The sequence below is a fragment of the Microbacterium amylolyticum genome (assembly GCF_011046975.1).
GTDB lineage: Bacteria > Actinomycetota > Actinomycetes > Actinomycetales > Microbacteriaceae > Microbacterium > Microbacterium amylolyticum.
Window position 1 is genome coordinate 1,061,753 of the sequence record NZ_CP049253.1, and the last position, 24,665, is coordinate 1,086,417.

At 64.4% G+C, this 24,665-nt stretch carries 21 protein-coding genes; 8 read left to right on the forward strand and 13 right to left on the reverse strand.

Annotated features, from left to right (window positions below; genetic code table 11):
* Positions 1–10 precede the first annotated feature (10 nt).
* Both sucC and G6N81_RS05155 read right to left on the reverse strand, forming a co-directional pair.
* A complete protein-coding gene (gene sucC / locus G6N81_RS05150; protein WP_165133995.1) occupies positions 11–1,177 on the reverse strand; it encodes an ADP-forming succinate--CoA ligase subunit beta in 1,167 nt (388 codons plus the stop codon).
* Between the two features lie 176 nt (positions 1,178–1,353).
* Positions 1,354–1,509, reverse strand: coding sequence for a hypothetical protein (locus G6N81_RS05155; protein ID WP_165133998.1), 156 nt, complete (start codon positions 1,507–1,509; stop codon positions 1,354–1,356).
* Positions 1,510–1,610: 101 nt separating this feature from the next.
* On the opposite strand from G6N81_RS05155, the gene G6N81_RS05160 reads away from it, so the two are divergent.
* Positions 1,611–2,843 carry an acyl-CoA dehydrogenase family protein gene (locus tag G6N81_RS05160; protein WP_165134001.1) on the forward strand — a complete coding sequence of 411 codons (1,233 nt, stop codon included), beginning with the start codon at positions 1,611–1,613 and terminating at the stop codon, positions 2,841–2,843.
* Between the two features lie 19 nt (positions 2,844–2,862).
* Here G6N81_RS05160 and glgC read toward each other — a convergent pair whose 3' ends face one another.
* Positions 2,863–4,098: a glucose-1-phosphate adenylyltransferase gene (glgC, locus tag G6N81_RS05165; protein WP_165134004.1), complete on the reverse strand. Its 1,236-nt coding sequence runs from the start codon at positions 4,096–4,098 to the stop codon at positions 2,863–2,865.
* A 108-nt stretch (positions 4,099–4,206) separates the two neighbouring features.
* On the opposite strand from glgC, the gene glgA reads away from it, so the two are divergent.
* Complete coding sequence (glgA, locus tag G6N81_RS05170; RefSeq protein ID WP_165134007.1) at positions 4,207–5,391, forward strand: glycogen synthase; 1,185 nt, start codon at positions 4,207–4,209, stop codon at positions 5,389–5,391.
* A gap of 15 nt (positions 5,392–5,406) precedes the next feature.
* Here glgA and G6N81_RS05175 read toward each other — a convergent pair whose 3' ends face one another.
* Both G6N81_RS05175 and G6N81_RS05180 read right to left on the reverse strand, forming a co-directional pair.
* Complete coding sequence (locus tag G6N81_RS05175; protein ID WP_165134010.1) at positions 5,407–6,543, reverse strand: SseB family protein; 1,137 nt, start codon at positions 6,541–6,543, stop codon at positions 5,407–5,409.
* A gap of 59 nt (positions 6,544–6,602) precedes the next feature.
* The gene (locus G6N81_RS05180; protein ID WP_165134013.1) at positions 6,603–8,981 is read right to left on the reverse strand and encodes an ATP-dependent helicase; all 2,379 of its coding nucleotides are present in this window, start codon (positions 8,979–8,981) and stop codon (positions 6,603–6,605) included.
* A gap of 180 nt (positions 8,982–9,161) precedes the next feature.
* On the opposite strand from G6N81_RS05180, the gene G6N81_RS05185 reads away from it, so the two are divergent.
* On the forward strand, positions 9,162–9,863 hold the full coding sequence (locus G6N81_RS05185; protein WP_165134016.1) for a GntR family transcriptional regulator: 702 nt from the start codon (positions 9,162–9,164) through the stop codon (positions 9,861–9,863).
* A 1-nt stretch (position 9,864) separates the two neighbouring features.
* Here G6N81_RS05185 and G6N81_RS05190 read toward each other — a convergent pair whose 3' ends face one another.
* Positions 9,865–10,845 carry a glycerophosphodiester phosphodiesterase family protein gene (locus G6N81_RS05190; RefSeq protein WP_165134019.1) on the reverse strand — a complete coding sequence of 327 codons (981 nt, stop codon included), beginning with the start codon at positions 10,843–10,845 and terminating at the stop codon, positions 9,865–9,867.
* Between the two features lie 162 nt (positions 10,846–11,007).
* Between G6N81_RS05190 and G6N81_RS05195 the strand changes: the two genes are divergently transcribed.
* Positions 11,008–11,922, forward strand: a complete 915-nt coding sequence (locus tag G6N81_RS05195; protein ID WP_165134022.1) for a Bax inhibitor-1/YccA family protein — start codon at positions 11,008–11,010, stop codon at positions 11,920–11,922.
* Between the two features lie 58 nt (positions 11,923–11,980).
* Here G6N81_RS05195 and G6N81_RS05200 read toward each other — a convergent pair whose 3' ends face one another.
* The 6 genes from G6N81_RS05200 to guaB all read right to left on the reverse strand — a co-directional run bounded on the left by G6N81_RS05200 (position 11,981) and on the right by guaB (position 19,047).
* The gene (locus tag G6N81_RS05200) at positions 11,981–13,279 is read right to left on the reverse strand and encodes an alpha/beta fold hydrolase (protein WP_165134025.1); all 1,299 of its coding nucleotides are present in this window, start codon (positions 13,277–13,279) and stop codon (positions 11,981–11,983) included.
* A 119-nt stretch (positions 13,280–13,398) separates the two neighbouring features.
* Complete coding sequence (gene guaA, locus G6N81_RS05205) at positions 13,399–14,976, reverse strand: glutamine-hydrolyzing GMP synthase (RefSeq protein WP_165134028.1); 1,578 nt, start codon at positions 14,974–14,976, stop codon at positions 13,399–13,401.
* A complete protein-coding gene (locus G6N81_RS05210) occupies positions 14,973–15,530 on the reverse strand; it encodes a DUF3817 domain-containing protein (protein ID WP_165134032.1) in 558 nt (185 codons plus the stop codon). Before G6N81_RS05210 ends, guaA begins: the two co-directional genes overlap by 4 nt.
* Positions 15,531–15,565: 35 nt before the next feature.
* Positions 15,566–16,405 carry an SURF1 family protein gene (locus G6N81_RS05215; RefSeq protein ID WP_165134035.1) on the reverse strand — a complete coding sequence of 280 codons (840 nt, stop codon included), beginning with the start codon at positions 16,403–16,405 and terminating at the stop codon, positions 15,566–15,568.
* A complete protein-coding gene (locus G6N81_RS05220) occupies positions 16,402–17,514 on the reverse strand; it encodes a GuaB3 family IMP dehydrogenase-related protein (protein ID WP_165137800.1) in 1,113 nt (370 codons plus the stop codon). The genes G6N81_RS05215 and G6N81_RS05220 overlap by 4 nt, the downstream gene beginning before the upstream one ends.
* A 30-nt stretch (positions 17,515–17,544) precedes the next feature.
* Complete coding sequence (gene guaB, locus G6N81_RS05225; RefSeq protein WP_165134038.1) at positions 17,545–19,047, reverse strand: IMP dehydrogenase; 1,503 nt, start codon at positions 19,045–19,047, stop codon at positions 17,545–17,547.
* A gap of 245 nt (positions 19,048–19,292) precedes the next feature.
* Here guaB and G6N81_RS05230 point away from each other — a divergent pair, with 245 nt between their 5' ends.
* Genes G6N81_RS05230 through G6N81_RS05245 form a run of 4 tightly spaced genes read left to right on the forward strand, consistent with a single transcriptional unit; the run spans position 19,293 to position 23,404 of the window.
* Positions 19,293–20,645 carry a branched-chain amino acid ABC transporter permease gene (locus G6N81_RS05230; protein WP_165134041.1) on the forward strand — a complete coding sequence of 451 codons (1,353 nt, stop codon included), beginning with the start codon at positions 19,293–19,295 and terminating at the stop codon, positions 20,643–20,645.
* 8 nt (positions 20,646–20,653) lie between these two features.
* Entirely contained in the window at positions 20,654–21,634 is a 981-nt protein-coding gene (locus G6N81_RS05235) for a branched-chain amino acid ABC transporter permease (protein ID WP_165134044.1), read from the forward strand.
* Positions 21,624–22,619, forward strand: a complete 996-nt coding sequence (locus G6N81_RS05240) for an ABC transporter ATP-binding protein (protein ID WP_206527904.1) — start codon at positions 21,624–21,626, stop codon at positions 22,617–22,619. The genes G6N81_RS05235 and G6N81_RS05240 overlap by 11 nt, the downstream gene beginning before the upstream one ends.
* Positions 22,616–23,404: an ABC transporter ATP-binding protein gene (locus G6N81_RS05245; protein WP_165134047.1), complete on the forward strand. Its 789-nt coding sequence runs from the start codon at positions 22,616–22,618 to the stop codon at positions 23,402–23,404. Before G6N81_RS05240 ends, G6N81_RS05245 begins: the two co-directional genes overlap by 4 nt.
* A 49-nt stretch (positions 23,405–23,453) precedes the next feature.
* On the opposite strand, the gene G6N81_RS05250 is transcribed toward G6N81_RS05245, so the two are convergent.
* Positions 23,454–24,653 carry a THUMP-like domain-containing protein gene (locus G6N81_RS05250; RefSeq protein ID WP_165134050.1) on the reverse strand — a complete coding sequence of 400 codons (1,200 nt, stop codon included), beginning with the start codon at positions 24,651–24,653 and terminating at the stop codon, positions 23,454–23,456.
* Positions 24,654–24,665 lie beyond the last annotated feature (12 nt).

Below are 24,665 nucleotides of genomic sequence, written 5' to 3' on the forward strand. Positions count from 1 at the left end.
TCTCGTCGTCTCAGGCGTTCGCCAGTTCGGCAGCCTTGTCGGCGCCCTCGTCCATGCCCGAAGCGGACGTGACGAGCGGGTGGTTGGCCTGCGCGAGAATGGCGCGGCCTTCCTCGACCTGGTTGCCGTCGAGTCGCACGACGAGCGGCTTTGTTGCCGCATCGCCGAGAATCTCGAGTGCCTTGACGATGCCCTCGGCAACGGCAACGCAGCTGGTGATGCCGCCGAAGACGTTGACGAAGACGCTCTTGACCTGCGGGTCGCCGAGGATGACGTCGAGGCCCGCCGCCATGATCTGGGCGTTGGCTCCGCCACCGATGTCGAGGAAGTTGGCGGGCTTCACGCCGCCGTGCTTCTCGCCGGCGTAAGCGGTGACGTCGAGCGTGGACATGACCAGCCCGGCTCCGTTGCCGATGATGCCAACTTCTCCGTCGAGCTTGACGTAGTTGAGGCCAGCGGCCTTCGCCTTGGCCTCGAGCGGGTCTGCAGCGCCCTTGTCTTCGAGAGCCTCGTGCTCGGGGTGACGCACCTCAGAGGCGTTCTCATCGAGCGTGACCTTGCCATCAAGAGCGATGACATCGCCCTCAGCCGTCAGCACGAGGGGGTTGACCTCGACGAGCGTTGCGTCTTCGCCCTTGTAGACGTCGTACAGACGCACGAACACGTCCGAAACAGCTCCGATGAGCTCCTCGGGGAAGTTCGCGGCCGTGGCGATTTCGATCGCCTTCGTCTTGTTGATGCCGACGATCGGGTCCACCTCGATACGCGCGAGCGCCTCGGGCTTCTCCACAGCGAGCTGCTCAATCTCCATGCCGCCCTCGACGCTGCACAGCGACAGATAGGAGCGCTTGGCGCGGTCGAGCAGAACCGAGAAGTAGAACTCCTGAGCGATGTTGGCGCCTTCGGCGACCATCACGCGCTTGACGACGTGACCCTTGATGTCGAGTCCGAGGATCGACTTCGCTGCCTCGTATGCCTCGTCGGGGTTCTTGGCGACCTTAACGCCGCCCGCCTTACCGCGACCGCCCGTCTTGACCTGAGCCTTGACGACGACCACGCCGCCGATCTTCTCTGCCGCTGCCTTCACCTCCTCGGGGGTGTCAGCAACGATGCCGGCGAGCACCGGCACCTCGTACTTCTCAAAAAGGTCTCGAGCCTGGTACTCGTACAGATCCACGTTGCATTCCTTCGGTGGGGCACGGGGAGGAAGACGGCAGGGCGTTGTTCGCCCGGCAATCGCGATAGCCGAAAGATCTCGACTGGCCTCCACCCTACTACCGCGCGAAACACGACGAACACAGACAGCACGAAGCGCCTCCCACCGTGTGAGAGACGCTTCGCTCGCGTGAGTGACTACTTCGCGGTTTTGAACATCGGTAGCGCCATCGCCAAGCAGATGGCGAGGATGCCGACCGTGAAGATCACGGCCTGGAGCGATTCGACCATGAACGCAACTGCGAACAGGGCTATACCGCCGAGGAAGAGGATCAGCGAGAGAATGAACATCATGTTGGTCGTGCCTCCTGGAAAGTCTGCGTATCAGCCTACCGGGTGTCGGGACTCCACAAAGCCTTCGCGGGTGCCGCACATCTCGCCCTAGCGTTGCGGTCATGGCAACAGAGACGTTCCCCGGCGAGCGCATCAGCTCGTACGACGTAACAGGTCCCCTCGACACCGACTACTACGACGTCTTCTCCGATGTAACGGGAACAGACCGCGACGCATGGCGACGCGCGCGACACGTCGTCGATGAGGTCGCTGATGATCTCCTCGATGCGTGGGACCACGCCGAGTACCCCGTGCGCAGCGTTCTCGACGCGCTCGGACGGCACAACGTGCTGGCCGATGGCATCGAACACGAAGGCCTCCCCCATCTCTCACCGCTGGCCGCCGGACTCGTCAATATGGAGCTCTCGCGCGGCGACGGGTCTCTCGGAACGGTGCTCGCTGTTCAGGGCGGACTCGCCCTGCGCACACTCGCTCTCTACGGAAGTCCTGAGCAGAAAGCGGCGTGGCTCGACAAGCTGCACAGCGGCGAAACTCCCGGAGCCTTCGCGCTCACGGAACCCGATCACGGCAGCGATTCGACCGGACTGGAATCGGTGGCAACCCGCGACGGCGACAGCTGGGTGCTCCGCGGAGCGAAAAAGTGGATCGGCAACGGCGCCTCCGGTGGGATCACCTTTGTCTGGGCACGGATCCAGGACGAATCGGACCCCGATCACGGACGCGTCGGGTGCTTCCTCATCCCGCAGGAAACCCCCGGGTACCGCGGCGATGTCATCCAGGGCAAAGTGTCGCTGCGCGCCATCCACCAGGCGCACATTCTGCTCGATGACGTCCGTGTTCCTCTGGACGCACGCCTTCCCGGCGCGCACTCGTTCGCCGACACCTCGCGCGTTCTCTACGCGACTCGGTCCGGAGTGGCGTGGTCCGCGCTCGGGCACGCCACCGCGTGCTACGAGATCGCCCTGCAGTACGCACAACAGCGCGAGCAGTTCGGCAAGCCCCTCGTCTCGTTCCAGCTCGTACAAGAGAAGCTGACGCGCATGCTCTCCCAGCTCACCGGCATGCAGCTGTTCTGCCGCCGCCTGGCTGATCTCGAAGCGTCCGGCAGCCTTCGCCCCCCTCAGGCCTCGCTCGCGAAGTACACGAATACCCGCACAGCTCGCGACATCGCGCGAGACGCACGGGACCTGCTGGGCGGCAACGGCATTCTGCTGGAGAACCGTGTGATGCAACACCTCGCCGATATCGAAGCGATTCACACGTACGAGGGCACCGAGAGCGTTCAGGCGCTCCTGATCGGCCGCGACATCACGGGCGTCGGCGCGTTCGTCTAGCCGACGACGGCGTCCCCGCTCAGAATGCGGGGACCACCGCGTTCTTGGCCACGAGCGTGATGCCGCTGGGGGTCACGGTGAGACCCCGAGCGATGTCTTCCTCGCGGGAGACACCGATCGTTGCACCTGCCTGGATGACCACGTTCTTGTCGATAATCGCCCGGCGAACCGTTGCCCCCGGTTTGATCCGCGCGTCTTCGAACACAATCGAGTCGTTGACGTGCGCGCCCGATTCCACAACGCACCCCTGGCCCAGAACGCTGCGTTCGATGTGCGCTCCCGAGATCACCGTTCCGCTCGCGACAATCGAGTCGATGATCGTGCTGAGGGTTCCTCGCGCATCACGCGTGAACTTGGCGGGCGCCAGGTTCATCTGCTGCGTGAAAATCGGCCATTCCTGGTTGTAGAGGTTGAAAACCGGCAACACCGAAATAAGATCCTGGTGCGCCTCGAAGTACGAATCGATTGATCCCACGTCTCGCCAGTAATCATGATCGCGATCAGAAGATCCCGGAACCGTGTTCCGGACCATGTCGTACACACCCGCCCTACCCCGTTCCACGAAGGCCGGGATGATATCCCCGCCCATATCGTGCTGGGAATCCTGCCGCTCTCCGTCACGCAAGACCTCGTCGATGAGAGCCTGCGCCGTGAAAATGTAGTTTCCCATGGACGCGAGGACTTCTCCTGGTGAATCCGGAAGGCCCTGCGGAGTCTCGGGCTTCTCCAGAAATTCCCTGATCCGCGTCGGGTCTTCGGGATCGACATCGATAACGCCGAACTGGTTCGCCATGGCGATGGGCTGCCGAATGGCCGCAACCGTCGCGTCTGCGCCCGACTCGATGTGCGCCTGCAGCATCTGATCGAAGTCCATGCGGTACACGTGGTCAGCGCCGACAACAGCGATGTAGTCGGGTCTCTCGTCGTAGATGAGGTTCAGGCTCTGCAAAATCGCGTCGGCCGAACCCTGGAACCAGCGCTTGCCGAGCCGCTGCTGTGCGGGAACGGACGCGATGTACGAGCCGAGAAGCCCGTTCATATTCCATACCTGCGAGATGTGGCGGTCGAGGCTGTGAGATTTGTACTGGGTGAGGACGACGATCTGGCGCAACCCCGAGTTCACGAGATTCGACAGTGCGAAATCGATCAGGCGATACTGCCCGCCAAACGGAACAGCGGGCTTGGCCCGCAACTCCGTGAGAGGCATCAACCGCTTTCCCTCGCCACCCGCGAGGACGATGCCAAAGAACTTCATGACCTCACCGTATTCCGGTTGAGCCACGAGAACTAGCCCCAATATTGACGAACTTCTTTTCGTTGCGCTTTGCTTCCCCCGCGCGTCTCGTGGGTCTAGTTTGAAGAGATGCGAGTCGACGTTCTCTCCCGCGAATATCCCCCCGAGGTGTACGGCGGTGCCGGCGTGCACGTCGCCGAACTCGTGAAGGCGTTGCGCCGCGATATCGAGGTGGTTGTGCGCACATTCGGCACCCGCCGCGAGGAAAACGGTGTGTTTTCGTACGGAACACCCGCCGACTTCGCGGACGCCAACGGCGCCCTGCAGGCGATGGCAACCGACCTGGTGATCGCCCGCGATGTCGCCGGCGCCGACCTCGTGCACTCACACACCTGGTACGCGAACTTCGCGGGTCGTGTCGCCCAACAGCTGCACGGTATTCCCCATGTTGCAACGGCCCACAGCCTCGAACCGCTCCGCCCGTGGAAGGCCGAGCAGTTGGGCGGAGGCTACCGTCTCTCGAGTTGGATCGAACGCGAGTCACTCACGGGAGCCGATGCGGTTGTCGCCGTTAGCGAGGGGATGCGTCGTGATCTGCTGCGCGTGTACCCCGATCTTGACCCGGCCCGCGTGAAGGTGGTCTACAACGGCATCGATCTCGACGAATGGCATCGCATCGACGACGGCGACGTCGTCCGAGAGCTCGGCGTCGACCCCGACCGCCCCTCGGTGGTCTTCGTCGGCAGAATCACGCGGCAGAAAGGCCTTCCGTATCTCCTTCGAGCGGCGCGCGAACTCCCCCCAGAAGTGCAGGTTGTGCTGTGCGCCGGTGCCCCCGATACTCCTGAGATCATGGCCGAGGTGCAGAGTCTCGTGGCCGAGCTTCGCGGTGTGCGCGACGGAGTCGTCTGGATCGACCGGCACCTCCCGCGACGCGAGCTCTGCGCTCTTCTGACAGCCGCGACGACCTTCGTCTGCCCGTCCGTCTACGAGCCACTGGGAATCGTCAATCTCGAGGCAATGGCATGCGGCGCTCCCGTTGTCGGAACGCGCACCGGCGGAATCCCCGAAGTCGTCGAAGACGGCGTCACGGGAATGATCGTGCCCATCGAACAGGCCAACGATGGAACGGGCACCCCGCTCGACCCCGAGAAGTTTGTTGCCGACCTGGCACGGGCCATCACCGAGATGGTTTCCGACCCTGACCGGGCGCGGGCACTCGGCGCCGCGGGACGCGAGCGCGCGCAGCAGCATTTCTCCTGGGCATCGATCGCCGACCGCACCCGCGAGCTCTACGCAGAGCTCTTGGTGTGACGGCGACCTCGACGATCAGTCGGTGGGCTCTGCGGCAGAGTCTTCCGCACCGTGTGCGAGGGCAAGAACCGGGTCGAGTTCCTCGCGGGTGAGAGTCATGAGCGGCCCGGCCGGGTCGATGAGAACTCCGCCCAGCTCCGGGTGGTCCGTGAGCACCTTGGCGATCTTCTCTGCGCCGAATGGCAGGGCCCGCTCGCTACGGCCCTGTGCAACGACCTCGAGCGGGTGCGAGTACACCTGAAGCAGGCGCGTCCCGTTGGCCAAACGGGCCTCGGCAATTCCCATCTTCTCCTCGTCCTGCGGCGAGGGTCCGACGGCGACCCAGAGCGGCGGCTGGTCCGCGAGAGCGGCGGCGACCTTCTTGGGCGTATCGGTATCACGGGGCTGAGCGATGAGGGTTTTCAGGCGCATTGCCGGATCGGCCTGTCCGATCGCCCGCTCGAGGACCTCCTTGGGGAGGACGATGCGATGCGGCGCAGAAGCGTTGTCGACGATCAACCCGTCGAATCCGTTGTCGATCATGTGCTGAACGATCTGCGGAACGGCCTGCGCGACGGCGGAGGTTTTCTCGTTTCCATCAGCCTTCACGGCCTCGCGCAACGCGCGACCCGAGCTGAAGACCATCATGTAGCTCTTATCGCCGTTTTTCGCGACGCCGAACGTGAGTGTCGCCTTTCCGCCTGCCTGAACCTGCTCGCGCACGTCGCCCGCGACGCGAAGGAACAGGTGCCCCTGCATCATCTGTCGGGCAACGCCCAGTAGCTGCTGGGGAGAGGGCTTCTCAGGGAGGGACTGCAGAGCGTCCCGCAGGAGCGCATTGTCTTTCAAGCCCTTGACGGTCTCGAGATTGGCCGGCGGAGCAGCCGGAGCGAGGGGAAGCTCGCGCGGCCGGGGGTTCTGTCCGTTTTTCGGAGCGGCAGGTGCTGGGGCTGGGGCTGGGGCCTTCGGCTCGCTCTGCGGGTCCTGCACTTCGGGGCCGGACCCCGCGCCAACGCCCTGGAAGGCAGAGAACGAAATGTTAACGTCGGCGGTCGGCTCGGGCGCAGCCGGAACGTCCGGTTCGACCGATGTCGCCTCCTCAGAGGCCGCAGGCTTCTGCGGCTCCTGTTCGCCATCGTCGCCGGACTTCTTCTTCCGAGAGAACAGACCCATGTGATCCACCTTATGGGGGAACGCTCAGGGCTGCGTCGTCCGGGTGGTTCTGTTCACCCTCAGCTGATCTTTGTGATCGGTGCCACCTTGATGAGCAGCTTCTTCGTTCCCGCGGATTCGAATCGGACGTGTGCGATGCGTTTGGCGCCCTGTCCGGTGATCGCGTCGACCGTTCCCTCACCGAAATCATCGTGCTGAATGCGATCTCCGGCCGTGAGCTCGAGGTCGCCGTTGTCGCGCACCTTTCCGGTGACGCGGTTGGTGAACTCAGCCAACGACGATTTGTTCTTCGGGGTGAGCGGGCGTTGCCCCCACGAGTTCTCCCGAGCGCGAGCTGCGCTTCCGCCGCCGCCGAGTGAACGCGCACCGGCGCCTCGGCCGTTCATCTCGCTCGGCGACTGTCGCCATTCGATGAGACCGGCAGGGATCTCTTGGAGGAAGCGGCTGGGCATCGCAGACGACACCTCGCCGAACTGTGCGCGGGTCATCGCCAGGGAGAGGTACAGGCGGCGGCGTGCGCGGGTAATACCGACGTAGAACAAGCGGCGTTCTTCCTGGGGCCCTCCCGGCTCGCCAGCCGAGATGCGGTGAGGAATGAGATCCTCTTCCACCCCGGTGAGAAAAACGGTGTCGAACTCGAGACCCTTCGCGGTGTGAAGGGTCATCAATGACACAACGCCGGACTCGTCCTCAAGATCGTCGCTGTCGGCCACCAGCGCAACTTCGGTGAGGAAGTCGATGATGGTGCCATCGGGGTTGTTGCGCGCAAACTCGCGCGTCACTGCCACGAGCTCGTCAAGGTTCTCAACGCGCGCCTCGTCCTGAGGATCCTGCGACCGCCGCAGGGCGTCCTCGTAGCCCGAAGCATTCAGCAGGAGACGCAATCCCTCCGTCACGGAGGTTGGCGGGGCGTCCCCCTCGGCCGGAAGGAGGATCTCTGTGGCGTCTTGCAACACGGCGTCGAGCTGCTCGATCGCCTTGCGAATCTTGGGCCCCAGCCCCATTGCGTCAGCGTGTCCGAGCGCTTCGCGGAAGGTCATATCGTTGTCGGCCGCGAACCGGGCGATGTTCGTCTCGGTGACGGCACCGATGCCGCGCTTGGGTTTATTGAGGATGCGGCGTACCGCCAGCTCATCGGCCGGGTTCACCACCGCGACGAGATACGCGATCGCGTCCTTGATTTCGGCGCGGTCGTAGAACTTCGTTCCGCCCATGATCTTGTACGGAACGGCGGCGCGGATCAGGATCTCTTCCAGCGCACGCGACTGCGAGTTCGTGCGATAGAACACGGCGATGTCGCTGTAGTTCGTGCCCTGCCCGCGCAGGCGATCAATTTCGTCGGCGATGAACTGTGCTTCGTCGTGCTGCGAGTACCCGGTGAACCCCACCACGCTCTCGCCCGGCCCTTGGTCCGTCCACAGCTTCTTGTCTTTGCGGTCGAAGTTGTTGCGGATGACCGAGTTGGCCGCATCGAGAATGTTCTGGCTTGACCGGTAGTTCTGCTCGAGCAGAATGGCCTTTGCCCCGGGAAAGTCGCGTTCGAACTCGGTGATGTTGCGAATATCCGCGCCGCGGAAGGCATAGATCGACTGGTCTGAGTCGCCGACGACGGTGAGCGACGCCCGCGCATCAGATGCTTCTGGCAGGAGGGCAACCATGCCGCCGCCCACATCCATCTGCTCGCCCTGGACGGGCTTCGTGAGCTCGCGGATCAGCTGATACTGCGCGTGGTTCGTGTCTTGGTACTCGTCGACCAGGACGTGACGGAAGCGGCGACGGTACGTGTCGGCAACGTTCGGAAATGCGCGGAAGAGGAACACCGTCTGCGCGAGCAGATCGTCGAAATCGAGCGCGTTCGCCGATCGCAGGCGACGGGAATAGTCCTGGAAGATCTCGACGAAGATGCGCTCTGCGGGATCAGAGATGTTGGCCTGGCTGCGAAAGCTGTCGGCGTCGTGCAGTTCGTTCTTCAGCTTCGAGATCCGGCTCTGCACAGCGGCCGGAGTGAGGCCGTAAGCATCACCCTCGTGCTCCTTGACGAGCCGCTTGAGCAGCGCGCGCACATCGCCGGAATCGTAGATCGTGAACGACTTGGTGAAGCCGAACTGCTCGGCCTCGCGGCGCAAGATACGAACGCAGGCGGAGTGGAATGTGGAGATCCACATGCCCTTGGCTTGTTCGCCGACGATGTCTTCGACGCGCTCGCGCATTTCGGCCGCGGCCTTGTTGGTGAAGGTGATCGCAAGAATCTGGCTGGGCCAGGCTTCGCGGTTGCGCAGCAACGAGGCGACGCGGTGCGTGAGAACGCGCGTTTTGCCCGAGCCAGCGCCCGCGACGATCAGAAGCGCGGAGCCGCGGTATTCGACCGCCTCACGCTGCGGAGGGTTGAGGCCGTCGAGAAGCGGGTCGCCAGTGGCGGGTATCAGTGCATCAGGCATGTCCCGTCGATTCTACGGTGACACCTCCGACATCGGCCGGGTGCTCCGTGTGACGATAGTGATCGATATGACGGCGAGTTTCGAACCGCCGCGTGGATCGATCCCTCTCGACACAGGGTTTCGCATAGAGTTACTGCGGTTTCTCGACTCCGGCCGCACACCGAACCGAAGGGGTGGCTCATGTCCGCGCGCGACGAAGCGATCACGGCGCAGCCGGCGCGGCTTGCTGACGTTGTTTACGACCAACTCGCTCAAGCGGTTGTCGACGGCACCCTTGCGCCGGGCCAGCGGGTTCGCGATGGTGATTTGGCTGACCAGCTGGGTGTGTCGCGCATGCCCGTGCGCGAAGCCCTGCAGCGCCTCGAGCGTCAGGGCCTCATCGAAATGGTTGCCAGCCGCTACACACGCGTGACCGACGTCACCCCCGATATGCCCGCGGCATCCCTGGAGTTCCTCGGCTACCAGTCGGGTATCGCTCTTCGTCTGGCTGTTCCGAGGATGAACTCCGAGGAACGTGCCCACGCTGCGGCGCTCGCCCGGGATATTCGCCCGGCCACAGCCCGCGGCGGAAAAGAGGGCTACGAAGCGGCCTGGAGTCTGTTTTCGTATCTCGCCTCATGCAGCGGAAACTTCATCTTCCAGAACATGATTTCGGACGCATGGCTCGTCCTCACCCGGAACCTCGGCGAGCACGTCCCGCTCCTGGCCGACGAGGCAGGCGTCGCAGAGGTCTACGAACGCATCGCCACCAACATCATCGACGGTGACGCGGCTGCGGCCGAGATGGAGATCCGCGCCTTCCTTCGTTTGGGTCCGGGCCAAGAGGGCGTCGCCGCTTTCTTCCCGAAGGACGACGACACCAGCGACGACACCGACGTGTAATTCACCGGAAGGCCTCTGCGGCCAGGTCTGGGTGATCGGCAAAGACACCCGTCACACCCGCCTCGCGCAGAAGAGCCCACTCGGAGCGCCAGTCGCCGTGCTCCGCAGCGCTTCCGCCTGTGCGGAAGGCCGGCAGAAGGAAACGGTTCTCGGGACGCGCCGTCCAGACAAAGACGTCGAGCTCTCGCTCGCGCGCATCCGCAACGAATTGTGCGGGCCCCGTCGCCGTTCCCTCACGATCGGGCGCCAAGATCAGGTTCTTGTGAACGCTGATGCCGCCAACCTCGGTGGCGAGCCGGTCGAGCCATCCGGGGCTCAGCTGTTGACGGTACGTTGGCGCCTCATCCCCCTCAGCAAGGAGCAGGTCCAACGCGGTTCCGCTCTTCTCCAGCAGATAGACATAGGTCGCATCGATACCCCGTGACCGCATATCGGTGAGAGCCGACTGCTCGAACGATTCGATGACGAGCTTTTTCGCGAGCTCCCCCTGCCACCCCGCGTCTCGGAGCTCGCAAGCGAGCATCGCGCAGGGATCAAGACCGATGCTCTGAAAGTAGGGGGCGTGCTTGATTTCGACGACAACGCCGATTCCGCTCTCGCGCGCGATGTCGAGCACCTCCCGCAGGAGGAGAACGGGCTCCTTGCCGTCGCCGCGGGCGCTCTCTGGCCGAATATCAGGGATGCGCTCTCGTCCGCGGAGCTGACGAATTTCGTCCGCATCGAAGTCCTCTGTGAACCACCCCTCCACTTGGTGTCCGGCGAACTGCTTCACGGCACGCCTGTTCGCGAACTCGGGGCGGTCGCCCACATCTGTCGTCGAGGAAATCTCGTTCTCGTGACGCACCACGAGAACGCCATCACGCGTGGGAACGATGTCGGGCTCAACCGCATCAACCCCTTGCGAGACCGCAAGCAGATAGGACGATCGGGTGTGCTCGGGACGATACCCGGGTGCGCCGCGGTGGCCGATGATGAGCGCCATCCGCACACCCTACTCCGCCGGGGCAAACGCTTCGCGAACGCCACGGGAAACCTCGCCGCGCTTCCATGCCATCACAGCCCCGCCATAAGCTGAGGCCGATATTGTAGAGCGACGACGCGCGCCCGCGCGCACAGCAAACCTCTCAGGAGCGTGACCTCGCACATGGCCGCCACCGGATTCAACAACCCCTACTTCACACAGGACCGTCCTCGCGGACAGCAGGGCTATCAGACCCCGCTGAACCCGAACCAGGCAATGGGCGCACGTCAGGCGTCGCAGATGCCTAACCTGGCAGACAAGGCCCGCATGGAGGGCATGTACGCCGCCCCCGACGCTGGCACGCCCCAGACCGGGCGAATGACGTACGAGGACACGATCGTCAAGACCGTGATCCTGTTCGGCATCATGCTCATCACGTCGGTGCTCGCGTGGATCTGGACGTTGGGCGGAACGATCTCCCCCACGCAGGTAACCGCGGCGCCGACGATGTTGCCCGCTCTCGTCGGCGCGATCGGAACGATCGTCATCAGCCTCGTGATCGCCTTCGGCTTCCGCCGCAAGATGGCTCCTCGCGGACTCATCTTCGCCTATGCGGTCGTTGAGGGTCTCTTCGTTGGCGGCATCTCGGCCTTCTTCGAATTCGTGATGCCCGGCATCGTCATGCAGGCCGCTCTCGCGACGATCGCCGTGATCGGTGTCACGCTCGCGCTGTTCTCCAGCGGAAAGATCCGCGCCTCCGCCAAGATGACGAAGATCGTCATGATCGCGATGCTCGGTTACCTCGTGTTCTCGCTGCTGAACGTCGGCCTGATGCTCTTCGGCGTCCTGCCCGGCGACATGGCCTTCGGCCTTCGCTCGATGACCGTGATGGGTATTCCGCTGGGTCTCATCATCGGCATCGTCGTTGTTCTGATGGGTGCCTACATGCTCGTCATGGACTTCGACGCCATTCAGCGCGGCGTCCGCAACGGCGCTCCCGCTCAGCTGGCGTGGATGGCCGCCTACGGCATCATGGCCACGGTCGTGTTCATCTACATCGAGATCCTGCGCATGCTCGCGATCATGCGTGGTGACTAACCGCTGACGCAACAGAATGGCCCGGCTCCTCCTGGAGCCGGGCCATTCTGCATTTCTCTCAGCGGCGCACGCCGCCCTCGGTGATGACCCGGTCGATCAGGCGACGAACGACAGTCGGTTCCTGCCGGATGCCATCGTGCTCAAACTCGTTCGTAATCCACAGGTGCATGTTCGGAACCGCATCGCGGGTCTGCTCCGCGAACTCAATCGGCACGAACATATCGTCGTGATACATCGCAGCAGCAACAGGCACATCGTTGCGTGAAAGCCGCTCGATGTCGTACAGCTCGGGGTGGTCCTCCCGATCATGCAACGCCATCACGGCATCGCGGAAGGGGCGCAACGATCGCACCTCGTCAAACTGCCAGGGGAAGAACATCTCGCCCGTGAACGGCATCGCCCTCCCCGCCGCAACCTCTTCCGCCGCGTCGAACCCGCCCAGTTCCTCTCGCACGCGGTGCGCCGCCCACTGCGTCGCCCCCGCACCATCAGCGTAGATCTCCTCCTGCAAAACGGCGTACAGCGGCCCTCCGTACAGCTGAGTTTCGGCATCGACGGCCGCAAGAAACGCCTCGCTCAGGCGGCCCGACGGAAGGAATGCCTCGTCGAGCAACCAGTGCAGGCGCTCCATCCCCGGTCCCATTCCGAAGTCCGCCCCGAGTGTCTGCAACCGCCGTGACGTGAGCCGGTCACCGCTCGGCAGCCTCACGTCCTCGTTCTCAAGGATGTCGACAACCGCCGCCAACGTTTCGGTGTCCTGCGGATAGCGTCGGTGGAACTCCGCCGTCTTGCGCGCAACGCGCGGAAGAGTATTCCGGTAAATCTCGACGGGATCGGGGTCGATCGAGGTCACACCACCCGTGACATAGCTGGCCTCCAGCCCATCGGGCGCGAACGACAGATAGGTCAGTGTCAGGAACCCACCGTAGCTCTGCCCGAGGGTCTGCCAGCGGCGCCCGCCGAAGACCTCGCGGCGGATGTGCTCGGCATCAGCGACGATCTGCTCGGCGCGAAACAAGCGGATGTAGTCCGCCGCCTCGTTCGCCGTCATCCCCGCAATCGTCGACGCCTCAATGCGTGAGGAGCGTCCCGTTCCCCGCTGATCCAGAAGAACAACGCGGTGCGTCTTCAGCGCCTCTCCTATCCATCCGCCTTCCGGCGCTGGTCGCGGCCCCTTTCCGCCCGGCCCTCCCTGCAAGAACAGCAGAATGGGCGCCTCCTCCATCCCCGGCTTCGCGACCTCGCGGGCGAAGACCTCGATGTGTTGCCCGGCATCCGGCTGTGACCAGTCGAGCGGTGAACGAACGGTGTGCTCGCGGACGATCAGCCCGCGAAAGGTGTACTGATGGGTGGTCATACATCCATCTTCGCCCGGCGAAAGCGCCGGCGCATCCAGCCGCGGTGCGCTGAGCGGAAGAAACGACGAAGGGCCGCCCCAACGGGGCAGCCCTTCGTGTCAGCGGGCGAGCGACAGGCTCACTCCCACTCGATCGTTGCCGGCGGCTTGCTCGTCACGTCCAGCGTGACACGGTTGATTTCGCGCACCTCGTTGGTGATGCGGTTGGAGATCTTCGCGAGAGTTTCGTACGGGAGACGCGTCCAGTCGGCCGTCATGGCATCCTCACTGGACACCGGGCGCAGAACAACGGGGTGACCGTATGTGCGGCCATCGCCCTGAACGCCCACCGAGCGCACATCGGCCAACAGCACAACGGGGCACTGCCAGATTTCCTTGTCCAGCCCCGCCGCCGTGAGCTCTTCGCGGGCGATCGCGTCGGCCTCACGCAGAATCTCGAGACGCTCACGCGTGACCTCGCCGATGATGCGGATTCCGAGGCCAGGACCGGGGAACGGCTGGCGGCCGACGATGGCCTCCGGAATGCCGAGATCGCGACCGATCTGACGCACCTCGTCCTTAAACAGGGTGCGCAGGGGTTCGATGAGCTCGAAGTCGAGGTCTTCCGGAAGCCCGCCAACGTTGTGGTGGCTCTTGATGTTCGCCGTACCGGCGCCGCCGCCCGACTCCACAACGTCGGGGTACAGGGTTCCCTGCACGAGGAACTTCACGGGCTCCCCATCGGCCTTCGCCTGGTCGACGAGGTCGCGCTGCACCTGCTCGAAAGCGCGGATGAACTCGCGCCCGATGATCTTTCGCTTCGTCTCGGGATCCGTCACACCGGCGAGGTGTCCGAGGAACGTCTCCTCCGCCTCGACCGTGATCAGGTTCACACCCGTCGACTCGACGTAGTCGTTCTCCACCTGCTCGCGCTCACCCTTGCGCAGGAGACCGTGGTCAACGAAAACAGCCGTGAGCTGATCGCCGATCGCGCGGTGGACGAGCGCCGTCGACACAGCGGAGTCAACGCCGCCGGACAGCGCCGAGATCACACGGGCAGATCCGACCTGCTCACGAATACGGGCGATCTGCTCTTCAATGACCGAGCCGCTGTTCCAGTCAGCGGGAAGACCGGCAGCCTTGTGCAGGAAGTTCTCGATAACCGCCTGGCCGTGGTCGGAGTGCTTGACCTCGGGGTGCCACTGCACACCGTAGAAGCAGGTCTCCGGGTTTCCGAATGCCGCAACGGGCGTGCCGGCCGTCGACGCAAGAACGTCGTAGCCTTCCGGCGCCTTCGCAACGGAGTCGCCGTGGCTCATCCATACGTTCTGTGAAGCGGGCGTGCCCTCGAGAAGGACACCACCGCGGCCCGCGATCGTCGCGTGCGTCGCACCGTACTCGCGGTTGCCGGTCTGGGCGACCTCGCCGCCGAGCGCCTGCGCCATCACCTGGAAGCCGTAGCAAATGCCGAGCGTGGGAATGCCCAGTTCGAAAATCGTTGCGTCAAACGTGGGGGCGCCCTCGGCGTACACCGATGATGGCCCGCCCGAGAGAATCAGCGCGACGGGGTTCTTCGCGCGAACTTCTTCCGCCGTGACATTGTGCGGGACGAGCTCGCTGTACACGCCGGCCTCGCGCACGCGACGCGCGATGAGCTGGGCATACTGGGCGCCGAAATCGACAACCAAAACGGGACGCTGGACGGTATCTGCGCTCATCGAGCGGTCTCCTCAGAGGTGTCGTTCGTTTCGAGGGAACGGGCTTTCGCTGCCGAAAGAGCAGCGCGTTTCTCGGCCGCGCGCTCTTCACGCTCGGCGAGATAGTTCTTGACGTCGCGAGCGACGATGACCTCCATGATGAAGGACAGGAAGGGAACAACGCCACCGCCCGCGAGCATCAGGAAGCGGGGGAAGCGCCAGCGCATGAGACTCCACACGCGGAAGCAGGCGAACAGGTACACGACGTAGAACCAGCCGTGCGCGATGAGGATGAACAGCGAGAGGTTCAGCCCCTCACCCGTCGAATCGATCTCGCAACCGTCCGTCCCCGGAACGAACTGCGAGTACCAGACGCACTCGGGCGAGACGATGACCGGCGCAAAGTACAGCAGGCGCTCGGCGCTGGCAAACAGTTCGACGTGGATCGGCGTGTACTTCAGGATCATCTCGATGACGAGCAGGAGCAGGCCGACACCCGTGATGACGGACGTGATCTGATAGAAGCGCAGGGCACGACGGATCTTCGGGAAGCTGGAAAGCCGCGGTTGGGGCATGGGTTCGATCCTACTTTGGCGATTCTTGGAGGAACTTATTCGTCATCGATGACGGCATCGGGGTCGATGCCGTGGAACTCTTCGACCTCGCGTTCCCACGCGTCTTTCGCGAGGCGATACCAGAGGTAGAACGAGAACGCGCCGAAGATGGCCCACTCGAGCGCGTAGAACAGGTTGAGCCAGTTGATCGGACTCTCGCTCTCGGGCGCAGGCGAGGAAATCTCGGCCAGACCGGCATCTGCGATGCCCGCCACGGGGTCCTCGCTGGTGAGATAGGCGCGATAGACAGGGCCGGAAGGGTCGTTCCACACCGCGAAGAGCTGGGCGGGTGACATCCGCGTGATCTCGAACGGATCGTCGCCGCGCGGCTGCTGGGGGCCCTCATCTGCGATGAGGCGCCCCGTCACCTGGACCGTTTCGTGCGATACCTCGCGCGAAAGCGCCTCGGCGGCGGCGTCCGCCTGTTCGCGCGATTCGGCAAAGCCGACCGCAACGGCCAGCGATGCGCCGTCATCAGTTTCGAGGCGGCCCGCTACCCAGAACCCATCGTCGCCCTCGTTGTAGCGGTGAGTGATCACGACGAAGTCTTCGGCGTCCCACGCTCCGCTGACGTCGACGCGCTGTCCGATGTACGGGCCCTGAATGTAGTCACCCGGCACCAGAACATCGTCGATCGGAAGGACCTGTTCCGTCGCGCCTTCCGGCATCGGGTCGGTGTTGACGACGCGGCTCAGCTGCCATTGCAGCAGCCACGCGAATATCGCCGCCACCATCAAACAAATCGTCAGCATGCCCAGCCAGCGCGGGCGCAACATCACTTCGCGCAGCGTCGGTGGGAACTCCTGCACGGATGAGATCTCGGGCCCGAGCGTCATTCGTATGGCGTGACGACGACGTCCACCCGTTGGAACTCCTTGACATCGGAGTATCCCGTTGTGGCCATTGCCTTGCGCAGCGCGCCGATCAGGTTCAGCGTGCCGGATGCTTCCTGTGCCGGACCGTAAAGAACCTCGTGCATGGTGGCGAGCTGCTCCACCTGCACGCGGCGACCACGAGGAAGTTCGGGGTGGTGAGCCTCGGCGCCCCAGTGGAAACCGCGGCCGGGCGCGTCCGTAGCGCGCGCGAGGGAAACACCGAGCATGGCCGCGTCGGCTCCCATAGCGATCGCCTTGACGAGATCGCCGGAGGTTCCGACACCGCCGTCAGCGATGACGTGCACATAGCGACCGCCGGACTCTTCGAGGTAGTCGCGTCGCGCCGCAGCCACATCGGCGACGGCCGTTGCCATCGGCGTGTGGATTCCGAGGGCGAGGCGCGTTGTCGACGCCGCTCCCCCACCAAAGCCCACGAGGACACCGGCAGCGCCCGTGCGCATCAGATGCAGAGCGGCGCGGTACGTTCCGGCACCGCCAACGATCACGGGAACGTCAAGGTCGTAAATGAACTGCTTGAGGTTGAGCGGCTCGGTGTTCTGCGAGACATGCTCGGCGGAGACCGTTGTTCCGCGAATGACGAAGATGTCCACGCCGGCCGTGATGACCGTTTCGTAGAACTCCTGTGTGCGCTGCGGCGAAAGCGCTCCGGCAACAACAACGCCCGCCTCGCGGATCTCGGCAATGCGGCGCGTGATGAGCTCGGCCTTGATCGGCTCGGCGTACAGCGCCTGCATGCGCTGCGTTGTCGACTCGGCAGGAAGCGAGGCAATCTCGGCCAAGAGCGGCTCGGGATCCTCGTACCTCGTCCACAGCCCCTCGAGGTCGAGAACACCCAGCGCACCCATGCGGCCGAGCGCGATCGCCGACGCCGGGCTGACCACGGAGTCCATCGGCGCGCCGATCACGGGGGTGTCGAACGTGAACGCGTCGATCGACCAGGTGGTCGAAACATCGCTTGCGTCTCGCGTGCGGCGCGAAGGCACAACAGCGATGTCGTCGAACGTGTATGCCCGCCTGCCGCGCTTACCGCGGCCCAGCTCGATCTCCATGGTCACCAGATCACCCTACGCGAACCCACCTCAGGCCTTGTAGTTGGGAGCTTCGACGACGATCTGCACGTCGTGAGGGTGAGACTCCTTGAGCCCCGCGGGAGTGATGCGCACAAACTTGCCGCGGCTCTTGAGCTCGTCGATCGTCGCGGCGCCGACGTAGAACATCGACTGACGAAGGCCACCCGTGAGCTGGTAGGCCACGGCCTCCAGCGGACCGCGGAACGGCACCTGGCCCTCGATGCCCTCGGGGATGAGCTTGTCGTCGCTCGGAACATCCGCCTGGAAGTAGCGGTCCTTCGAGTAAGAAGTCTTCTTGCCGCGGGTCTGCATCGCGCCAAGCGATCCCATGCCGCGGTACTGCTTGAACTGCTTGCCGTTCTGGAAGACGAGCTCACCGGGCGATTCCGTGGTTCCGGCCAGAAGGGATCCGAGCATCACGGTGTCGGCACCGGCAACGAGCGCCTTCGCGATGTCACCCGAGTACTGCAGGCCACCGTCGGCGATCAGGGGCACACCGGCCGCGCGGCAGGCGAGAGATGCCTCGTAGATGGCCGTGATCTGGGGAACGCCGACGCCGGCGACAACGCGGGTTGTGCAGATCGACCCGGGCCCAACGCCGACCTTGACGGCGTCGACACCGGCGTCGATGAGCGCCTGAGCGCCCTCGCGGGTGGCGACGTTTCCGCCAACGATGTCGATGTGCGCGAACGAATCATCGCCCTTGAGCTTGGTGACGATATCGACCACGCCCTGGGACTGTCCGTTGGCGGTGTCGACCACGATGAGGTCGACACCGGCGTCGCGCAACGCCTCGGCACGCTCCCACGCATCACCGAAGAAACCGATCGCGGCACCAACGCGCAGGCGTCCACGGTCGTCCTTGGTCGACTGCGGATACTTCTCGGTCTTGTCGAAGTCCTTGATCGTGATGAGACCCGCGAGCGTTCCGTCGTCAGCAACAAGCGGCAACTTCTCGACGCGGTGCTTCGCGAAAATCGGAAGCACCTCGTCGCGCGTGATGCCCGGACGAGCCGTCACGAGCCCTTCGTGCGTCATGACATCGGACACACGCGTGGTCTCACGCGCTTCGTGCTCAACGAATCGCATGTCTCGGTTGGTGATGATGCCGACAAGAACACCCTTGTCGTCAACAACGGGAAGGCCCGAGATGCGGTATTCGGCGCAGATGGCGTCGACAGCGGCGATCGTCGCGTCGGGAGTTGTCGTAATGGGGTCGGTGATCATGCCCGACTCGCTACGCTTCACGCGGTTCACGGCGGCGGCCTGATCCGCGATCGACATGTTGCGGTGCAGAATGCCGATTCCGCCCTGACGCGCAATCGCGATCGCCATGCGGCTTTCCGTCACGGTATCCATCGCGGCGGACAGAAGGGGCATCGCGACCCGGATCCGCTTCGTCAGCTGCGACGAGGTGTCGGCGTCGCTGGGGATGACATCGGTGTGCCCCGGGAGGAGCAGCACGTCGTCGTACGTGAGTCCGACGAATCCGAAGGGGTCGTTTTCCGTCATGGCGGTATCTCCTGCTGCTCGCTCGTGGCTCGGGGTACGGGACCGGCTCGTGGGCGCGTATACCCCGTGCGCACAGTCTATTGCCGCCGAGCTGGGGGCAGGTCCTCCGCCCGATCACCCAACGTCCACTCGGGAAATTACACACCCGTAACACAGGAAACACCCAGTTCTCATCGAGCTTCTACCGTGCGATGAGCACAATCGGCGCAACCGTGCCGCCGACCTCGGCCCTGACCGGAGGCCCCATGACATCTCCCGCCGCCCCACGAGGGCGGGCGAGAACCAGCGTATGGCGCGCTGTGATCGTCTCCCTTCTGACCCTCTTGACCGTTTTCGCGCTCGGCGCCACCCCCGCCGCCGCCGCGGAGGGCGACCCGTACCGGATAGCGGGCCTCGTTCAGCTCAACGGCGATCCGCTCGAGGGAGTTTCCCTCGTCATCGATGGCTCAGGGGGTGAACAAAGCGTCGTCACGGGCAGCGACGGCCGATGGGAGGCCTGGGTTCCTGACAACGACAGCGAGTACACCGTCACGCTCGACGAATCCACACTGCCCGATGGCATCGGCGTCGTTGACGAAGACACGGAGATCGCCGAGGGCGAGCAGCCGAACGTCCGTGACGTCACGGTCGGGGCCGCCGGCTTCGCCGTCGTGAACTTCTTCATCGGCGACGTCGAACGCAACACCGTCAGCTTCGCGGACCAGCTGATCCAGCGCATCTTCCAGGGGCTGAACTTCGGCCTGATGTTGGCGCTCGCGGCGATCGGACTGTCTCTCGTCTACGGAACAACGCGGCTGTCGAACTTCGCACACGCCGAGATGGTCACGTTCGGCGCCGTCGTCGCTGTCGGCGTCTCCAGCGCCCTGGCCTCCATCGCGGTCAGCCCGGCGATGACCGTTCTCGGGCTCCTGATCGCCATCGGCCTCGCCGGTGGGCTGGGCTACGCCCTCGATATGGCGCTCTGGCGGCCACTGCGCCGGCGCGGCGTCGGAATCGTGCAGCTGATGATCGTGTCGATCGGCCTCTCCCTCGCCATGCGGTTCACGTTCCAGTTCTTCATCGGCGGAAGCACCCTCCAACTTCCGACGCTCGTGAGCACGGCGAAGGTCCCGATCTTCGGCGCCGTTGCGCTCAGCCCCATGGAGATCGTGTCGATGAGCATCGCGCTCGTTGTCATCGTGGCGTTCGCCCTGTGGCTCACCTACAGCCGCATCGGCAAGGCCACGCGGGCAATCAGTGACAACCCCGCGCTCGCCAGCGCAACCGGAATCGACGTCGATCGCGTTGTCCGCATCATCTGGGTTGTTGCCGGCGCGCTCGCCGGCCTCGGCGGAATCCTCTACGCGTATTACCGTCCCGGCGTCCGGTTCGACATGGGAATGCACATTCTGTTGCTCATGTTCGCGGCCGTCACGCTCGGCGGCCTCGGAACCGCCTACGGCGCACTCATCGGCTCGCTCATCATCGGCGTCATCGTCGAAGTTGTCAGCCTGTGGATCCCCGCCGACCTGCGCTTCGTCCCGGCGCTGCTCCTGCTCATCGTCATTCTCCTGGTGCGACCGCAGGGTCTCCTCGGTCGCCGCGAACGAATCGGATAGGTGCCCTGATGAACTGGGGAAGTATCTTCGGCGAAGCCCTCGCCTCTCTGCTCCTACCGGCAACGTTCGCCTACGCCCTCGCCGGTCTCGGCCTCGCGCTGCACTTCGGTTTCGCCGGCCTGCTCAACATGGGTGTTGCTGGCTTTATGGCCATCGGCGCATACAGCTACGCGATCGGCGTTCTCACGTTCGGCCTGCCATGGTGGGCCGGCCTCCTCATCGGCGTTGTTGCGTCCGCACTCTTCGGCCTTCTGCTGGGTATTCCCACGCTCCGGCTGCGCGGCGACTATCTGGCGATCGCCACAATCGCCGTTGCCGAAGTTGTCCGCCTGGTGTTCCTCACGACCGCCTTCGAGCCCGTCACCGGATCCGCCGATGGCCTCAGCGGATATCACGCGTCCTTCCGCGCGTGGAACCCGATCCCACCCGGCACCTACGGCTTCGGGCCATGGGTGTACAACGAAACCGGGTGGTGGGCGCGCCTGGTATCCATCTCTCTCGTCGTGATCGCGGCGCTCCTGGTGTTCGCCCTGACCCGCAGCCCCTGGGGTCGCGTTCTCAAAGGCATCCGCGAAGACGAGGACGCCGTGCGCGCGCTGGGCAAGAACGTCTTCGCGTACAAGATGCAGGCGCTCGTCGTCGGCGGTGTGATCGCCTCGCTCGGCGGTTTCGTGTGGTCGCTTCTCAGCGCTGTCAACCCGCAGAACTATCAAACGTCGACAACGTTCTTCATCTGGACAGCCCTGCTGCTCGGCGGTGCGGCAACCGTTTTCGGCCCGATCCTCGGCGCCGCAATCTTCTGGTTCCTCAATTCGTTCCTCGGCGCTCTCCTGCCCGCTCTTGTCACGGCGGGTTATCTCCCGTTTATGTCGACGCTGCAGGCGGCCCGCCTGCGAGACATCCTCGTCGGCGTTGCGCTCATGATGATCGTCGTGTTCATGCCACAGGGCATCCTCGGCAAGAAGAAGGAGATGTCCTTTGCCAAGTGATCACGCACCCCAGTCCGCGCCGGTGGCGCGCCAGAAGACCGCCGGTCTCCACGTGGGCGATGCCGTTCCCGGTGTGCCCAAAATCGACCCCATCATCACGGCGGACGGCATCACCCGCTCGTTCGGAGGTGTGACAGCCGTCGACGTCGAACACCTCGAAATCCCCCGCGGCGCCGTGACCGCGCTGATCGGCCCCAACGGAGCGGGGAAAACGACGCTCTTCAATCTGCTGACCGGCTTCGACCGGCCCGACGCTGGATCGTGGACATTCGAGGGACGCTCGCTGTCTGGCGTTCCCGCGCACGCCGTTGCCAGGCGCGGACTGGTTCGCACGTTCCAGCTCACGAAGGCTCTCGGGCTGCTGTCGGTCATGGACAACATGAAGCTCGGCCAGAAGGAACAGGTTGGCGAGAAGTTCTGGGCCAGCCTGCTGCCGTTTCTCTGGCGTGACCAAGATCGTCAGATCGAAGAGCGCGCGCTCGAACTTCTCGCGCGCTTCAACCTCGACACCAAGAAGGACGATTACGCCGCTTCGCTCTCGGGCGGCCAGCGCAAGTTGCTCGAAATGGCGCGGGCTCTGATGACCGATCCAACGCTGGTCATGCTCGATGAGCCGATGGCCGGTGTGAACCCCGCTCTGACGCAGAGCCTGCTCGATCACATCCTCGGCCTCAAGGACCAGGGCATGACCGTACTGTTCGTCGAACACGACATGCACATGGTGCAGCACATCGCCGACTGGGTTGTTGTCATGGCAGAAGGGCGGATTGTGGCGGAGGGTCCACCGGATCAGGTCATGAGGAATCGCGCCGTGATCGATGCCTATCTCGGCGCACACCAGGAGGTCGATCTGGGCGTTGTCACCGGACGCATCAGCATCGTCGACACCGACCCCGAGGCCGACGCGGCAGCCTCCGCCGCGATCAGCGCGGAAGAACTCACAGCCGCCGGACAGGCCGAGGCCGACGAGGAGGACCCGCGATGAGTGAAACAGACGACCGAGATGTTGTGGTCAGCGTTGAGAACATCACGGCCGGATATTTGCCAGGCGTCAACATTCTCACCGATTGCAACCTGACCGCGCGCAAGGGTGAGCTGATCGGCATCATCGGCCCCAACGGCGCCGGGAAGTCAACGCTGCTCAAGGCGATCTTCGGCCTCGTGAACGTCCGAAGCGGACACATCACGCTCGACGGCGAGGACATCACCAATCTGCGGGCGAACAAGCTGGTCGCACGCGGCGTCGGGTTCATCCCGCAGACCAACAACGTCTTTCCGTCGCTCTCGATCGAGGAAAACCTGCAAATGGGCGCGTATCAGAAACCCAAGATGTTCGCGGAACGCCTCGCGTTCGTTGTCGATGTCTTCCCCGACCTGGGCAAGCGCCTCAAACAGCGCGCAGGAGGCCTCTCCGGCGGCGAGCGCCAAATGGTGGCCATGGGACGGGCGCTCATGCTCGACCCGAAGGTGCTCCTGCTCGACGAGCCGTCCGCCGGGCTCTCCCCCGTCAGACAGGACGAGGCGTTTATCCGCGTCAGCGAAATCAACCGGGCCGGCGTCACCTGCATCATGGTGGAGCAGAACGCCCGCCGCTGCCTGCAGATCTGCGATCGCGGGTACGTTCTCGATCAGGGACACGACGCCTACGCCGGGTCCGGACGCGAGCTCCTCCACGATCCGAAGGTCACGGAGCTCTATCTCGGCACGCTCGGCTCCGAGCAGAACGCGAACACCGGCGTGCACCGCTCGGTGACGGGGGACGAAGCCTAAGAGGTCGTTTCTCTTCCGAGAGCCGCAACGAGCACGGCCTCGTTCTCCCCTACGACAGGCGATCGGCGAGGATCGCCGTGCGTGCCCCGCCGATTCTCGTGAGGAACAGCACGGCGCTCTTGTCGCCCTGCAGCTTCAGCTTCTTGCGGAAAGCTGCGGGATCGACATCGACGCCGCGCTTTTTGATCTCGAGAACGCCGATTCCGCGTTCTCGGAGCGCCTTCTGGAGCTTCTTCTGGTCCGCGGGGAGAGTCTCGCGAACGCGGAACGACCGTGCGAAGGGGCTGGTGATTTCGGTATCACCCGTGAGGTAGGCGATGCCGTCGGCGACGGGGCCCGCGTCCAGCAGGCGGGCGACGTCGCCGACGAGGCGGGAACGGATAACGGCGCCCTCCGGTTCGTGCACAAAAGCGCCGAGGGGTCGCACCGGCTCGTCCTCGGTATCACGGGCAGCCGTCAGTTCCGCCACGGTATCGCCGCGGATCACCAGCGCCGATCGCGTCACCCCCTCGCGTGCGAGCGTGCCCGACCAGAGCACGAGCTCAACGGTCGAGCCGTCCACCGTGATCCACTGTGCCTCCCAGCCATCCGGGATCGTGTCGCGATCATGCGCAGGGCTGAGCTTCATCCCAACGGGGATCCGTTCCGCCAGCTCGTACGCCCAGTCGAGGCGCGGCGAATAGTCATCAGCCGTGACGCGGCGGGTCTCGGAGTGCCCGGTTGTGCGCCGGGCAGGGTCGAGCCAGACGCCGTCAATGCCCGCCAAATCCGTTTCCTCGGCGCGGCCACTCCGCACCTCGACTCCGCCACCATCCTGCCGAAACGGCGAAAGGTTGTAGGCGGCGAGCGCGGCGGTGATCTCGTCGGCGTCCACGGCGAGAACGCCGAGGCCGAGGGCCGCGAACGCGAGGGAATCACCGCCGATACCGCTGCCGAGATCGGCGACGCGACGAAGTCCCGCCTGTCGAAAGCGCGCGGCGTGATGAGCAGAAACGCTCATGCGCGTGGCCTGTTCGAGCCCCGCCCGGGTGAAGAGCATGCGGCGGGCGAAACCGGGGAACTTCGCCTCGGCCTTGTCACGCAACCGGACCTGGCCGACAACGGCCGAAACGAGGGCGGGTGAATGTCCCGCTGCGCGCAACCGGGACACGGTATGGGCAACGTCACCGACGGTGACAACGGGGTCGAGCTCGTCCAGCAGCCGCAGGGCGTCGGGGGTAAGCAGCGCGTCGAGTTCAGCGTTGTCCATCCGTCCAGAGTA